We start from the raw sequence: 12,649 nt of genomic DNA, 5'->3' as shown, positions 1-12,649 counted from the left end.
CTTTGAGGTTGCAGATAAGGCTGACGTGGTTTGAATTTGATTTTCGAAGAGTATCAGTAAATACTTTTATTCTGTTCTATCCATGAAACCAACATACTTACGTTTCAATAGGTAACCTTCCAATTGCTTGATTCCTTCGATACCTGTAGAGATAATGATCAAGAGACTTGTTCCACCAAAGGCAACAACATCAGAAAGACCAAATACATCTTTAGCTGCAATCGGCAAAATGGAAATCACACCAAGGAAGAGGGAACCAACCGTTGCAAGACGACGAAGAAGTTTAGACATATATTCTTCTGTACCTTTACCAGGACGAACTCCATGGATATAGGCACCGCTCTTTTGTAGGTTCTCTGCCGCTTTTTCAGGATTAATCTGTACAAACGTATAGAAGAATGTAAAGAGAATAATCAATAAAGCATACATAGCAATACCAGTTGGAGAAGTGGTTGCCAACATCTCTTGTGCTACCCTTACCCAAGCCCAATCATGACCTGTGGCGCTCAAAAACTGAAGAATCGCCGCAGGCGCTGCAGTAATGGAACTGGCAAAGATAACAGGGATAACTCCAGCAGGGTTTACCTTCAATGGAAGGTAAGAGCTAGATGGAGCACCTTGTGCAACCTTAGTATATTGGATTGGAATTTTGTATTCTGCTTGTTGAACATAAGTTGTAAAGTAAATGATCAACAATACAGTAATAATCAAAATGATTACGAAAATGATAGATGAAGTGATCCGGCTACTTGGGACGTTCACAAAGTAGTCCACATAGATGCCCTGAATCATCTCTGGAATTGAGGCAACAATCCCGGCAAAGATAATCATAGAAACACCATTTCCGTATCCCTTATCTGTAATTTGCTCTCCCAACCAAGTGACAATCATACTACCAGCTGTTAAGATGATACCAATCGTCAGAAAAACTTGGGGAGTTAAAGCAGTTTTAATCAATTGAGCTCCAGCCAAGGTATTAAAACCAGCTGTAATCCCGATAGATTGCACAAAGGCTAGACCAAGGGCAATATAACGAGTAGCTTGGTTCAATTTTCTTCGACCTACTTCCCCTTGTTTTCCCCACTCTACAAATTTCGGTAAAATATCCATTTGTAAGAGTTGGACAACGATAGAAGCAGTAATATAGGGACTAACTCCTAGGGCAAAAATCGAAAAGTTTTTTAGGGCATTCCCCGACACCAAGCTCAACATGTTTAAGAAGGATAATCCACTTAAAGCATTCAAGCTATTGGCATTCACACCAGGAACTGTAATGCTAGTTCCGATACGAAAGACCAAAACGATAAAAATTGTAAATAAAATTTTTGATCGAACCTGCTTGACTTTAAGAGCTTCTCTTAATAATTTAAAAAACATAGGTCACCTCTCTTAGATGACTTCTACTGAACCACCTTTAGCAGTGATAGCTTCTTCAGCTGATTTAGAGAATTTAGCTGCTTTCACAGTCAATTTCTTAATCAACTCACCGTTACCAAGAATTTTAATACCTGACTTTTCAGCTTTAACAATTCCTGCTTCGATAAGAACAACTGGAGTTACTTCAGCACCATCTTCAAAGACGTTCAATTGGTCAAGGTTCACAATTGCGTATTCTTTAGCGTTGATGTTAGTGAATCCACGTTTTGGAAGACGACGGAACAATGGAGTTTGTCCACCTTCAAAACCAAGGCGAACTCCGCCGCCGCTACGAGCTTTTTGACCTTTTTGACCACGACCAGATGTTTTACCGTTACCTGATGAAGTACCACGACCAACGCGGTTACGTACTTTACGAGAACCTTCTGCAGGTTTCAATTCATGAAGTTTCATTTTTATTTTCTCCTCTTTTGTAAAATGCTAGCGCCGATAAGGGAGAAAAGGTTGTCTCCCCCATCAACTCGCCTATACGACGTCATCATAGATGACTATATCTAGTTTTAGGGGATGGTATAGTGCACATCCCCTAAAAATTCATTAGTTTACTTCTTCAACTGTTACCAAGTGAGATACTGCAGTGATCATACCACGGATAGCAGCGTTATCTTCTTTAATAACAGAGCTGTTCAATTTGCCAAGTCCAAGTGCTACAACAGTTTTACGTTGTGATGGAATGCGTCCGATTGGAGACTTAGTCAAAGTAATTTTAATTTGAGCCATTTTATCCCCTTTCTTATGCCAAATCAGAAACTGAAATACCACGAAGGGCAGCAACTTCTTCAGCGCGTTTCAATTGTTTCAAACCTTCAACAGTTGCACGAACAATGTTGATTGGAGTGTTAGAACCAAGTGATTTAGATGTAATATCTGCCACACCTGCCAATTCCACAACGGCACGAACTGCACCACCAGCGGCAACTCCAGAACCTTCTACAGCAGGTTTCAACAATACTTTAGCTCCACCGAATTCTGAAAGAACTTCGTGTGGGATTGTTGTTCCAACCATAGGAACTTCGATCAAGTTTTTCTTAGCATCATCTACTGCTTTACGGATTGCTTCTGGAACTTCTTGAGCTTTACCAGTACCAAATCCTACGCGACCGTTGTGGTCACCAACAACAACAAGAGCTGCGAAACGAAGACGACGTCCACCTTTAACAACTTTTGTAACACGATTGACAGCAACTACGCGTTCTTCTAATTCAACTGCATTGTCTTTAAATGCCATTTTCTAGTGTCCTCCTATTAGAATTTCAATCCGTTTTCACGAGCTGCATCAGCCAAAGCTTTCACACGTCCGTGATATAGATATCCACCGCGGTCGAACACCACTTCTGAAATACCTTTAGCGTTTGCACGTTCTGCAACGAGTTTACCGACAGCAACAGCTTGTTCAGTTTTAGTTCCTTTTGAAACTTCTTTGTCAAGAGTTGAAGCACTTGCGAGCGTTACACCCGCTACGTCATCAATCACTTGAGCGTAGATGCCTGTATTAGAACGGAATACGTTCAAACGTGGGCGATCAGCAGTTCCAGAGAGTTTTCCGCGAACGCGACGGTGGCGTTTTTGGCGGAGTTTGTTTTTATCTGGTTTTGAAATCACAGTTTTCACCTCTTTAGTTTTAAATCGTGTGCTATGCACAAAGTTGGAAAATAGGTTGGTGGTTGAGAATCAACCACTCAACATTATTTACCTGTTTTACCTTCTTTACGGCGAACGAATTCACCAACGTAACGGATACCTTTACCTTTATATGGTTCTGGTGAACGAAGGCTACGTACGTAAGCAGCTGTTTGTCCAACTACTTCTTTTGAAATTCCGCTAACAACGATTGTTGTTGGGTTTGGAAGTTCAAAAGTAATTCCTTCTGGAGCTTCAACTTCGTCTGGGTGAGATTTACCAACAGCCAAAACAAGTTTAGATCCTTGAAGTTGTGCACGGTAACCAACCCCACGCATTTCAAGTTCTTTCTTGAATCCTTCTGATACACCAACAACCATGTTGTTCAAAAGGGCACGAGTAGTTCCGTGGATAGTTTTCATTTCTTTTGAATCGTTTGGACGGTGAAGGGTTACTTCAGTACCTTCCACACGGATTTCAATATCTTTTGAGAACTCACGAGTAAGTTCTCCTTTAGGTCCTTTTACAGTTACAAGGTTGTCATTGTTAGTGAGTTCAACACCAGCAGGCAACACGATAACTTTATTACCAATACGTGACATGTTTATTTTCTCCTGTTAAATTGTCAGGCCAGAACGGCCAGTTTTCACGGGGTTAAATCGATTTCTCGATTTAAAGGAACATTTAGGTTTCAATTTCAAAGTGAATCTAGGCATCGTCTCGCAGGCATAACTTTGTGTTAGGCAAGAGACGATAACGAAGAGTCACAAAGAAATTGGGAACTAAATATTACCAAACGTAAGCGATAACCTCACCACCAACATTCTTTTGGCGTGCTTCTTTATCAGTAAGCAAACCTTCAGAAGTTGAAAGGATAGCAATTCCAAGTCCGTTAAGAACTTTTGGAAGGTCTTCACGTTTTTTGTAGACACGAAGTCCTGGTTTAGAAATACGTTTCAAGTTAGTGATAACTTTTTCACCGTTTGGTCCGTATTTAAGAAATACACGGATGATGCCTTGTTTGTCATCTTCGATGATTTCAACGTTTTTTACAAAACCTTCGCGTTTAAGGATTTCAGCAATCCCTTTTTTGATGTTTGATGCAGGTACTTCAAGTACTTCGTGTTTAGCTTGGTTAGCGTTACGAATACGAGTTAGGAAGTCTGCGATTGGGTCAGTCATAACCATTTTGTTTTTCTCCTCTTACTAGTAGTTTGCAAGTTGCACTTGCTAGTTAATACATGATACAAAGAGCGTAACAGCAAGAGCAAAAATAGGCAATTTGATGCAGGAGCGATGCTCCAAAGAAAATTGGTCTTTTTTTGCCAAAGCTGTAGCTCGTGTTCAAATTGGCTAGCCCAACTGAACCCGGGCTAAACTCTGTGTGAAAAAGATAAACTTTCCTAGAAACCTCAGTTTCTTCGTCAAGTTTCCTATTTTCACTTAGAGTTTTGACGCCCTTGATATCTTAAATTACCAAGATGCTTTTGTTACACCAGGAATTTGACCTTTATGCGCAAGTTCGCGAAAAGCGATACGACTCAGACCAAATTTGCGGTAAACTGAATGTGGGCGCCCCGTAACTCTACAACGATTATGTAAACGAGTCGGTGAGGCGTTGCGAGGTAATTTAGATAAACCTTCATAGTCCCCTGCTGCCTTTAATGCAGCACGTTTTTCAGCATAACGGTCAACAATTTTTTGGCGTTTAGCCTCTCTAGCTACCATTGATTTTTTAGCCATTAGATTTACCTCCTATATTATTTTGCAAAAGGCATTCCAAGGCCTGTAAGCAATGCACGTGACTCTTCGTCAGTGTTAGCAGTTGTTACGATAACAATGTCAAGACCACGAGTTTTGTCAACGTCATCGAAGTTGATTTCTGGGAAAATCAATTGTTCTTTCACACCAAGTGTATAGTTTCCGCGTCCATCAAATGATTTTGTTGGAACACCGTGGAAGTCACGTACACGTGGAAGTGAAACTGAAACCAATTTATCCAAGAATTCGTACATCCGTTCACCACGAAGGGTAACTTTTGCACCGATCGCAACACCTTCACGAAGACGGAAGCCGGCGATTGATTTTTTAGCTTTAGTGATAAGTGGTTTTTGACCTGAGATAAGTGCCAATTCTTCAGCAGCTTTTTCAAGGCTTTTAGCGTTTGATACAGCTTCACCAACACCCATGTTCAAAACGATCTTATCTACTTTAGGCACAGCCATCACTGATGAGTAGTTGAATTGTTCTGTCAAAGCAGGAACTACTTCATTAAGATATTTTTCTTTTAAACGATTTGCCATTATACTTCTCCTTTCCTTCGTGATTAATCAAGCACTTCGCCTGATTTTTTGTTGTAGCGAACTTTTTTACCGTCTACAAATTTGTAACCAACACGACCAGCTACACCATTTTTGTCCAAAACTTGAACGTTTGATACATGGATAGCTGCTTCTTTCTCGATGATACCACCTTGAGGAAGCTCGTTAGTTGGACGTTGGTGTTTCTTAACGATGTTAACACCTTCAACGATAACTTTGTTTACTTTTGGAAGGGCAGTAAGGACAACAGCTTCTGTTCCCTTATCTTTACCAGCGATTACGCGAACTTTGTCGCCTTTTTTTACAAACATTAGGTTTCTCCTTGATTTTTCTTACGCCCATAAGGGCACCCTAGCTTGAAGCTAGGGGACTAGTTTGTTTGTTTTTGCTCTTCGAAAATCAAAGCAATCCTTCGTCAGTTTCAACTCACCTAACTTAAGTTATGCTTTCGTTTTACTTCCTAGACTTGTTTTAATTTTCTTTGAGCAACCAATTAAAGTACTTCTGGAGCAAGTGACACGATCTTCATGAAGCCACCTTCACGCAATTCACGTGCAACTGGGCCAAAGATACGTGTTCCGCGAGGAGTTTTGTCTTCACGGATGATAACTGCTGCGTTTTCGTCAAATTTGATGTATGAACCATCAGCACGACGAGCACCTGATTTAGTACGAACGATAACTGCTTTAACAACGTCACCTTTTTTAACCGCACCACCAGGAGTAGCTTGTTTTACAGATGCCACGATAACATCACCGATGTTTGCAAATTTACGTCCTGAACCACCAAGAACTTTGATAGTCAAGATTTCGCGAGCACCGCTGTTGTCTGCGACTTTCAAACGAGTTTCTGTTTGAATCATTTCAGTTTTCTCCTTTCAGGTTTGATTAGATGATGACCGCTTCTTCAACAACTTCTACAAGACGGAAACGTTTTGTAGCTGAAAGCGGGCGAGTTTCCATGATACGTACGATATCGCCTTCTTTGGCAACATTGTTTTCATCATGAGCTTTATATTTTTTAGAGTAGTTAATACGTTTACCATAGACTGGGTGGTTACGTTTTGTTTCAACTACAACTGTGATTGTCTTGTCCATTTTGTCAGATACAACACGTCCAACAAGAACTTTACGATTATTGCGTTCCATTGAAATTTCTCCTTCCCTAGTCTATTATTTCGCTTCAGATTGAACTGTTTTGATACGAGCGATTTGTTTTTTAACTTCTTTCAAGCGAGCTGTTTGTTCCAATTGACCAGTAGCAGCTTGGAAACGAAGTTCAAACAATTCTTTTTTCAATTCGTTTTCGCGCTTCGCGAGTTCTTCTTGAGAAAGACCACGAAGTTCTTTAACAAATTCTTTTACTTCATTAAGTTTCATGCCTTCTCCTTATTCTGCTTCACGTTTTACGAATTTACATTTAACTGGCAATTTGTGGCTAGCAAGTCGAAGCGCTTCACGTGCAATCTCTTCAGATACACCAGCGATTTCGAACATCACTTTACCACGTTTAACTGGTGCTACCCAACCTTCAGGTGCCCCTTTACCAGATCCCATACGCACACCGATAGCTTTAGCAGTGTATGATTTGTGTGGGAAGATTTTAATCCAAACTTTACCACCACGTTTCATGTAACGAGTCATGGCGATACGAGCAGCTTCGATTTGGCGGTTAGTGATCCAGTGGCTAGTTGTAGCTTGAAGACCGTATTCACCGAATGCTACTTCTTTTCCACCTTTTGCTTCACCGCGCATTTTTCCACGGAACTCACGACGGTGTTTAACACGTTTAGGTACTAACATTGGTTATTTACCTCCTTTAGTGTTTTTACGAGCTGGAAGAACTTCACCACGGTAGATCCATACTTTAACACCAAGTTTACCGTATGTAGTATCTGCTTCTTCCCAAGCGTAATCGATATCTGCACGAAGTGTGTGAAGCGGAACAGTTCCTTCAGAGTATCCTTCAGCACGGGCGATATCTGCACCGTTCAAACGACCTGATACTTGAGTTTTGATTCCTTTAGCTCCAGCACGCATTGCACGTTGGATTGCTTGTTTTTGTGCACGACGGAAAGCAACACGTTGCTCCAATTGACGAGCAATTCCTTCACCTACAAGGTGAGCATCCAAATCAGGTTGTTTGATTTCGATGATGTTGATGTGTACTTGTTTTCCAGTCAATTTGTTAAGTTTTGCACGGAGTGCATCAACGTTAGCACCACCTTTACCGATAACCATACCTGGTTTAGCAGTGTGAAGTGAAACGTTAACTTTGTTTACTGCGCGTTCGATTTCAATAGTTGAAACTGCTGCGTCAGCAAGTTCTTTTTGAACGAATTTACGGATTGCAAGATCTTCATGAAGGTAATCCGCGTATTCTTTTTCAGCATACCATTTGGCATCCCAATCACGGATGATGCCGACACGCATACCAATTGGATGTACTTTTTGACCCACGATTTTACCTCCTTATTTTTCTGCAACAGCTACAGTGATGTGAGCTGTACGTTTGTTGATTGGTGAAGCTGAACCTTTCGCACGTGGACGGAAACGTTTCATAGTTGGTCCTTCGTTTGCGAATGCTTCAGATACTACCAAATTAGCTTTATCCAAACCAAAGTTGTTTTCAGCGTTAGCTACAGCTGAGTTCAAAACTTTCAAGATGATTTCAGCAGCTTTGTTTGGAGTGAATGTCAAGATTGCGATTGCATCGGCTACGCTTTTACCACGGATGTTATCAAGAACAAGACGTGATTTACGAGGTGAAACACGTACTGTACGAGCCATTGCTTTAGCTGAAGTAATTTCTGCCATTTATGTTCTCCTTATTTTCTACGTGTTTTCTTGTCGTCTGCAGCGTGACCTTTGTAAGTACGAGTTGGTGCAAATTCACCAAGTTTGTGACCTACCATGTCTTCTTGGATGTAAACAGGTACGTGTTTACGTCCGTCATAAACTGCAATAGTGTAACCAATGAAACTTGGGAAGATCGTTGAACGACGTGACCAAGTTTTAATAACTTTTTTCTTTTCGTCGTTAGCTTGAGCTTCAACTTTTTTCATCAAATGCTCATCGACGAAAGGTCCTTTTTTAAGACTGCGTCCCATTTTTATATTTTCTCCTTTAAATGTTGTACCACAGCGGCTTGCGCTCACATGGAGCGCTACCGAGCTGGCGGATTTACTAGTTGCTTAAGCGACTAGTTTAATATTATTTCTCGTTGCGACGACGAACGATAAGTTTGTCAGATTTCGCTTTCTTATTACGAGTTTTAAGACCAAGAGCAGGTTTGCCCCATGGAGTAGATGGTGCTTTACGACCAACTGGTGCTTTACCTTCACCACCACCGTGTGGGTGATCGTTAGGGTTCATTACAGAACCACGAACTGTTGGGCGGATACCTTTCCAACGGCTACGTCCCGCTTTACCAAGGTTTACAAGTCCGTGTTGTTCGTTTCCGACAACACCAACTGTAGCACGGCAAGTTCCAAGAATCATACGAACTTCACCTGATTGAAGACGAACAAGAACGTATTTACCTTCTTGACCCAATACTTGAGCAGATGCTCCAGCAGCACGTACCAATTCACCACCACGACCTGGTTTCAATTCGATGTTGTGGATCAAAGTACCAACTGGGATGTTAGCAAGTGGAAGAGCGTTTCCGACTTTGATATCTGCTTCTGGACCTGAAACGATACGTTGACCTACTTCAAGACCTTTTGGAGCGATGATGTATGCTTTCACACCGTCAGTGTAGTGTACAAGAGCGATGTTTGCAGAACGGTTTGGATCGTACTCGATTGTTTTAACAACCGCTTCAACGTTGTCTTTGTTACGTTTGAAGTCAACCAAACGGTAGAAACGTTTGTGTCCACCACCTTGGTGACGAACAGTGATACGACCGTTGTTGTTACGACCAGCCTTGCTCTTCAATGCAACAAGCAATGATTTTTCAGGAGTGCTTGTTGTGATTTCAGCGAAATCCAAAGAAGTCATATTACGGCGACCGTTTGTTGTTGGTTTATAAACACGAATTCCCACGATATTTCCTCCTTAGATTATTCAGCTTCAGCAGCAAACAACTCGATTGCTTTTGAATCAGCTGTAAGTGTGATGATAGCTTTTTTAGTTTTGTTAGTAAAACCAGTGTAACGTCCAACACGTTTAGCTTTTGGTTTTACGTTGATTGTGTTAACATTAGCAACTTTAACACCTTCGAAAGCAGCTTCAACAGCTTGCTTGATCAAAAGTTTGTGTGCACGAGTGTCAACTTCAAATACATATTTTCCTGCTTCAAGTTGAGCCATTGAGCTTTCAGTGATGACAGGTTTTTTGATAACATCATACAAATTCATTATGCAAGAACCTCCTCGATTTTAGAGATAGCTGCTTGAGTAACAAGAAGTTTGTCACTATTTGCGATGTCAAGAACACTTGCAGTTGTAGCAGTCGCAACTTTCACGTTTGGAAGGTTACGAGCTGAAAGAGCTGCGAATTCGTTTCCTTCTTCAAGAATAACAAGGACTTTAGAATCGATGCTCAAAGCTGCAAGAACTTTTGCAAATTCAGCAGTTTTTGGAGCTGTAAATTCAAGAGAATCAACGGCTACAAATTTATTTTCAGCAACTTTTTCTGAGTAAACAGATTTAAGCGCAAGGCGACGAACTTTTTGAGGAAGTTTGTACGCATAGCTACGTGGAGTTGGTCCGAAGACGATTCCACCACCACGCCATTGTGGAGAGCGGATAGAACCTTGACGAGCACGTCCAGTTCCTTTTTGACGCCATGGTTTGCGTCCGCCACCTGAAACAGCTGAGCGGTTTTTAACTGCGTGAGTTCCTTGACGAAGGCTAGCACGTTGGCTGATGATCACATCAAACACAACAGATTGGTTTGGTTCGATACCAAAGATTGCATCGTTAAGAACAACTTCGCCAGCTTGTTTACCAGTTTGGTCGAATAATGTTACATTTGCCATTTTGACTGTATTCCCCTTTCCTTATTATTTACCAGCTTTAACTGCTGACTTGATAGTGATAAGAGATTTCTTAGCACCTGGTACGTTACCTTTGATAAGGATAACGTTCTTTTCTGGAACAACTTGTACAACTTCAAGGTTTTGAATTGTTACGCGGTCACCACCCATACGTCCTGCAAGGTTTTTACCTTTGAATACGCGGTTAGGTGCAACAGGCCCCATAGAACCTGGACGACGGTGGTAACGAGAACCGTGAGCCATTGGTCCACGTGATTGTCCGTGGCGTTTGATAACACCTTGGAAACCTTTACCTTTAGAAGTACCAGTTACGTCAACAACGTCTCCAGCTGCGAATGTTTCAACTGTGATTTCAGCACCAACTTCCAAGCCTTCAACGTTTTTGAATTCACGAATGAAGCGCTTAGGAGCCGTGTTAGCTTTCGCTACATGTCCTTTAGCAGGTTTGTTGCTCAATACTTCGCGTTTGTCATCGAAACCAACTTGGATAGCGTTGTATCCGTCTGTTTCAACAGTTTTAACTTGAAGAACAACGTTTGGAGTTGCTTCAATAACTGTTACAGGGATCAATTCGCCAGCTTCAGTGAAGATTTGAGTCATTCCCACTTTTTTCCCTAAGATTCCTTTTGTCATGAGAAAATAGTTCCTTTTCTATATTTTTTATTCAAAAAGTTTTTAACGAGCGTTTTTTATGCTCAGGTCTAAGATACAAAGGGCGTCAAACTCAAAGTGAAAATAGGAAACTGACGCAGTGTCTAGCAGACACTAGGAAGTTTATCTTTTTCACACCGAGTTTAGCCCGTGTTCAATTAGATTGAAACACCAGCCTCTGCTCTTTTATATTTTAGATTAAAGTTTAATTTCTACGTTTACACCACTTGGAAGATCCAATTTCATCAAAGCATCAACTGTTTTTTGAGTTGGGTTAACGATATCGATCAAACGTTTGTGTGTACGCATTTCAAATTGTTCGCGAGAGTCTTTGTATTTGTGAGTCGCACGAATAATTGTGTAGAGGCTACGTTCAGTTGGAAGTGGGATTGGACCCGCAACTTGTGCACCTGTACGAGTAGCTGATTCTACGATTTTTGCAGCCGCTGTGTCAAGCGTACGGTGTTCGTAAGCTTTCAAACGGATACGGATTTTTTTGTTTGCCATTTTTTTCTCCTTTTCGTCTATTTAAGATAATAGGCTAGCTCCACAAGAAAACCGACGCGGCGTTGCGTGGCAATGCAACCGAGCGTGTCGCAACCTCTTGCATCAAAGCTAAAGCTGTAATTTACAGCACCATAATAGAATAACACAAAGCCCCTGCGATTGCAAGGGATTTGTTAGGTTTTTTTCTTTTTTTTGGGATGAAATCGCTTTTGATGAAAAGTTTTACAAAAAATCAAGAAATAAAACAGCGAAAGCGTTGTCAAATTAAAAATAATAGAGTATAATAAGAGATGTAAATATAATTTAAAAAATAGGACAAACCAAAACAAAAACGGAGGGGGAGATGTTTTAAGAAAAAATTATTATACCTTCATTGAGAGGACTAATTTTAGTTCTCAAAAATATTGGTAGAATTTGTGGGAGTTTAGCAAGCTCTCGCCAATGAATGAAATTAGTTAAGATGTTGTAAATGGAACTATAAACTAGATTTTCTTCAATAAGATTGGAATGTGAGTAAGCTATGATTAGAAAAAAATTTTTATTAGCGATTATTGGGATTATTTTGCTATTTTTGGGGTATTGGGGCTGGAAAGTATATCAAGACAGTACAAGAGAAATTATTCCACTAGAGTCTTTACAAGTAACGGTAATAAAAACCGATAAAGATTATTCTATATCTGTTAAAGCAGATTTAGATAATTTTGAACAACTCTCAAATTATCAAGCAATACAAATAAGTAATGATGTCTATTTATATTTTATGAAAACGAAGGCAATTTTTAAAAAAAATACAGTAGATGCAGATTTATCAAATATCTTGGTTGGCAATATAAACCAAGCCATCAACAACATATATGTCGTTAGTGGCAATGATATTATCGTTAAATTTAATGATAGTAAGTATAATCACATCAATGTTTTGAAGTATACTGATAGAAAATTGTTGCTTCGTTTAAATTAAAAAGCGCATTACTTAATAAGAAAGGAAAAAATATGTTAAGAAAATTTAAATCATTAATATTTCTGTCTCTTGCTTCACTATCTCTTATTTCTGGGACTGCTGCATTCGCCGCACAAGGTTCATGGTTTTCTAATACTCAATTGTTTTCAAA

At 40.2% G+C, this 12,649-nt stretch carries 23 protein-coding genes; 1 reads left to right on the top strand and 22 read right to left on the bottom strand.

Annotated elements, in window-relative coordinates; all coding sequences use genetic code 11:
* Window positions 1–66: 66 nt before the first annotated feature.
* The 22 genes from secY to rpsJ form a co-directional block, all read right to left on the bottom strand.
* Window positions 67–1,377, bottom strand: a complete 1,311-nt coding sequence (gene secY / locus HT703_RS06760; RefSeq protein WP_000465393.1) for a preprotein translocase subunit SecY — start codon at window positions 1,375–1,377, stop codon at window positions 67–69.
* 12 nt (window positions 1,378–1,389) lie between these two features.
* Complete coding sequence (gene rplO / locus HT703_RS06755; RefSeq protein ID WP_000766086.1) at window positions 1,390–1,830, bottom strand: 50S ribosomal protein L15; 441 nt, start codon at window positions 1,828–1,830, stop codon at window positions 1,390–1,392.
* 144 nt (window positions 1,831–1,974) lie between these two features.
* Window positions 1,975–2,157 carry a 50S ribosomal protein L30 gene (gene rpmD, locus HT703_RS06750; RefSeq protein WP_000057241.1) on the bottom strand — a complete coding sequence of 61 codons (183 nt, stop codon included), beginning with the start codon at window positions 2,155–2,157 and terminating at the stop codon, window positions 1,975–1,977.
* Between the two features lie 13 nt (window positions 2,158–2,170).
* Window positions 2,171–2,665 (bottom strand): 30S ribosomal protein S5, encoded by a 495-nt coding sequence (gene rpsE, locus HT703_RS06745; protein ID WP_000874202.1) that lies wholly within the window; start codon window positions 2,663–2,665, stop codon window positions 2,171–2,173.
* Window positions 2,666–2,682: 17 nt separating this feature from the next.
* On the bottom strand, window positions 2,683–3,039 hold the full coding sequence (rplR, locus tag HT703_RS06740; RefSeq protein WP_000624044.1) for a 50S ribosomal protein L18: 357 nt from the start codon (window positions 3,037–3,039) through the stop codon (window positions 2,683–2,685).
* 83 nt (window positions 3,040–3,122) lie between these two features.
* The gene (rplF, locus tag HT703_RS06735) at window positions 3,123–3,659 is read right to left on the bottom strand and encodes a 50S ribosomal protein L6 (protein WP_000086635.1); all 537 of its coding nucleotides are present in this window, start codon (window positions 3,657–3,659) and stop codon (window positions 3,123–3,125) included.
* A 187-nt stretch (window positions 3,660–3,846) separates the two neighbouring features.
* The gene (rpsH, locus tag HT703_RS06730; protein ID WP_000245503.1) at window positions 3,847–4,245 is read right to left on the bottom strand and encodes a 30S ribosomal protein S8; all 399 of its coding nucleotides are present in this window, start codon (window positions 4,243–4,245) and stop codon (window positions 3,847–3,849) included.
* 285 nt (window positions 4,246–4,530) lie between these two features.
* Entirely contained in the window at window positions 4,531–4,800 is a 270-nt protein-coding gene (gene rpsN / locus HT703_RS06725; RefSeq protein WP_001085703.1) for a 30S ribosomal protein S14, read from the bottom strand.
* 17 nt (window positions 4,801–4,817) lie between these two features.
* Window positions 4,818–5,360, bottom strand: coding sequence for a 50S ribosomal protein L5 (gene rplE, locus HT703_RS06720; RefSeq protein WP_000013542.1), 543 nt, complete (start codon window positions 5,358–5,360; stop codon window positions 4,818–4,820).
* 23 nt (window positions 5,361–5,383) lie between these two features.
* Window positions 5,384–5,689, bottom strand: a complete 306-nt coding sequence (gene rplX / locus HT703_RS06715; protein WP_000497691.1) for a 50S ribosomal protein L24 — start codon at window positions 5,687–5,689, stop codon at window positions 5,384–5,386.
* A gap of 182 nt (window positions 5,690–5,871) precedes the next feature.
* A complete protein-coding gene (gene rplN, locus HT703_RS06710; protein WP_000616545.1) occupies window positions 5,872–6,240 on the bottom strand; it encodes a 50S ribosomal protein L14 in 369 nt (122 codons plus the stop codon).
* A gap of 25 nt (window positions 6,241–6,265) precedes the next feature.
* Entirely contained in the window at window positions 6,266–6,526 is a 261-nt protein-coding gene (gene rpsQ, locus HT703_RS06705) for a 30S ribosomal protein S17 (protein WP_000440801.1), read from the bottom strand.
* Between the two features lie 24 nt (window positions 6,527–6,550).
* Complete coding sequence (rpmC, locus tag HT703_RS06700; RefSeq protein WP_000772918.1) at window positions 6,551–6,757, bottom strand: 50S ribosomal protein L29; 207 nt, start codon at window positions 6,755–6,757, stop codon at window positions 6,551–6,553.
* Between the two features lie 9 nt (window positions 6,758–6,766).
* Entirely contained in the window at window positions 6,767–7,180 is a 414-nt protein-coding gene (rplP, locus tag HT703_RS06695) for a 50S ribosomal protein L16 (RefSeq protein ID WP_000960946.1), read from the bottom strand.
* 3 nt (window positions 7,181–7,183) lie between these two features.
* On the bottom strand, window positions 7,184–7,837 hold the full coding sequence (rpsC, locus tag HT703_RS06690; RefSeq protein ID WP_000529936.1) for a 30S ribosomal protein S3: 654 nt from the start codon (window positions 7,835–7,837) through the stop codon (window positions 7,184–7,186).
* A 12-nt stretch (window positions 7,838–7,849) separates the two neighbouring features.
* A complete protein-coding gene (rplV, locus tag HT703_RS06685) occupies window positions 7,850–8,194 on the bottom strand; it encodes a 50S ribosomal protein L22 (protein WP_000818137.1) in 345 nt (114 codons plus the stop codon).
* A gap of 11 nt (window positions 8,195–8,205) precedes the next feature.
* Window positions 8,206–8,487 (bottom strand): 30S ribosomal protein S19, encoded by a 282-nt coding sequence (gene rpsS, locus HT703_RS06680; protein WP_000533766.1) that lies wholly within the window; start codon window positions 8,485–8,487, stop codon window positions 8,206–8,208.
* A gap of 103 nt (window positions 8,488–8,590) precedes the next feature.
* Window positions 8,591–9,424 (bottom strand): 50S ribosomal protein L2, encoded by an 834-nt coding sequence (gene rplB, locus HT703_RS06675; protein WP_000512910.1) that lies wholly within the window; start codon window positions 9,422–9,424, stop codon window positions 8,591–8,593.
* Between the two features lie 17 nt (window positions 9,425–9,441).
* Window positions 9,442–9,738: a 50S ribosomal protein L23 gene (locus HT703_RS06670; protein ID WP_001055347.1), complete on the bottom strand. Its 297-nt coding sequence runs from the start codon at window positions 9,736–9,738 to the stop codon at window positions 9,442–9,444.
* Window positions 9,738–10,361 carry a 50S ribosomal protein L4 gene (rplD, locus tag HT703_RS06665; RefSeq protein ID WP_000024549.1) on the bottom strand — a complete coding sequence of 208 codons (624 nt, stop codon included), beginning with the start codon at window positions 10,359–10,361 and terminating at the stop codon, window positions 9,738–9,740. The genes HT703_RS06670 and rplD overlap by 1 nt, the downstream gene beginning before the upstream one ends.
* Before the next feature lie 24 nt (window positions 10,362–10,385).
* Complete coding sequence (gene rplC, locus HT703_RS06660) at window positions 10,386–11,012, bottom strand: 50S ribosomal protein L3 (RefSeq protein WP_000160197.1); 627 nt, start codon at window positions 11,010–11,012, stop codon at window positions 10,386–10,388.
* Window positions 11,013–11,228: 216 nt separating this feature from the next.
* Complete coding sequence (gene rpsJ, locus HT703_RS06655; RefSeq protein ID WP_001284513.1) at window positions 11,229–11,537, bottom strand: 30S ribosomal protein S10; 309 nt, start codon at window positions 11,535–11,537, stop codon at window positions 11,229–11,231.
* A gap of 520 nt (window positions 11,538–12,057) precedes the next feature.
* On the opposite strand from rpsJ, the gene HT703_RS06650 reads away from it, so the two are divergent.
* Complete coding sequence (locus HT703_RS06650; protein WP_050222809.1) at window positions 12,058–12,498, top strand: hypothetical protein; 441 nt, start codon at window positions 12,058–12,060, stop codon at window positions 12,496–12,498.
* Window positions 12,499–12,649: the final 151 nt, after the last annotated feature.

The sequence above is a fragment of the Streptococcus sp. 3874 genome, assembly GCF_013276425.1.
Taxonomy (GTDB): domain Bacteria; phylum Bacillota; class Bacilli; order Lactobacillales; family Streptococcaceae; genus Streptococcus; species Streptococcus pseudopneumoniae.
This window is presented reverse-complemented; position numbering and strand designations above follow the sequence as displayed.

Bases quoted from the DNA above. Each gene is read 5' to 3' on its own strand.
- HT703_RS06650 (WP_050222809.1), top strand. From the start codon at position 12,058: ATGATTAGAAAAAAATTTTTATTAGCGATTATTGGGATTATTTTGCTA.
- rplF (WP_000086635.1), bottom strand. From the start codon at position 3,659: ATGTCACGTATTGGTAATAAAGTTATCGTGTTGCCTGCTGGTGTTGAA.
- secY (WP_000465393.1), bottom strand. From the start codon at position 1,377: ATGTTTTTTAAATTATTAAGAGAAGCTCTTAAAGTCAAGCAGGTTCGA.
- rpsH (WP_000245503.1), bottom strand. From the start codon at position 4,245: ATGGTTATGACTGACCCAATCGCAGACTTCCTAACTCGTATTCGTAAC.
- rplD (WP_000024549.1), bottom strand. From the start codon at position 10,361: ATGGCAAATGTAACATTATTCGACCAAACTGGTAAACAAGCTGGCGAA.
- HT703_RS06670 (WP_001055347.1), bottom strand. From the start codon at position 9,738: ATGAATTTGTATGATGTTATCAAAAAACCTGTCATCACTGAAAGCTCA.
- rplV (WP_000818137.1), bottom strand. From the start codon at position 8,194: ATGGCAGAAATTACTTCAGCTAAAGCAATGGCTCGTACAGTACGTGTT.
- rpmC (WP_000772918.1), bottom strand. From the start codon at position 6,757: ATGAAACTTAATGAAGTAAAAGAATTTGTTAAAGAACTTCGTGGTCTT.
- rplO (WP_000766086.1), bottom strand. From the start codon at position 1,830: ATGAAACTTCATGAATTGAAACCTGCAGAAGGTTCTCGTAAAGTACGT.
- rplP (WP_000960946.1), bottom strand. From the start codon at position 7,180: ATGTTAGTACCTAAACGTGTTAAACACCGTCGTGAGTTCCGTGGAAAA.
- rpsJ (WP_001284513.1), bottom strand. From the start codon at position 11,537: ATGGCAAACAAAAAAATCCGTATCCGTTTGAAAGCTTACGAACACCGT.
- rpsE (WP_000874202.1), bottom strand. From the start codon at position 2,665: ATGGCATTTAAAGACAATGCAGTTGAATTAGAAGAACGCGTAGTTGCT.
- rpsQ (WP_000440801.1), bottom strand. From the start codon at position 6,526: ATGGAACGCAATAATCGTAAAGTTCTTGTTGGACGTGTTGTATCTGAC.
- rpsS (WP_000533766.1), bottom strand. From the start codon at position 8,487: ATGGGACGCAGTCTTAAAAAAGGACCTTTCGTCGATGAGCATTTGATG.
- rplN (WP_000616545.1), bottom strand. From the start codon at position 6,240: ATGATTCAAACAGAAACTCGTTTGAAAGTCGCAGACAACAGCGGTGCT.
- rplC (WP_000160197.1), bottom strand. From the start codon at position 11,012: ATGACAAAAGGAATCTTAGGGAAAAAAGTGGGAATGACTCAAATCTTC.
- rpmD (WP_000057241.1), bottom strand. From the start codon at position 2,157: ATGGCTCAAATTAAAATTACTTTGACTAAGTCTCCAATCGGACGCATT.
- rpsN (WP_001085703.1), bottom strand. From the start codon at position 4,800: ATGGCTAAAAAATCAATGGTAGCTAGAGAGGCTAAACGCCAAAAAATT.
- rplX (WP_000497691.1), bottom strand. From the start codon at position 5,689: ATGTTTGTAAAAAAAGGCGACAAAGTTCGCGTAATCGCTGGTAAAGAT.
- rplE (WP_000013542.1), bottom strand. From the start codon at position 5,360: ATGGCAAATCGTTTAAAAGAAAAATATCTTAATGAAGTAGTTCCTGCT.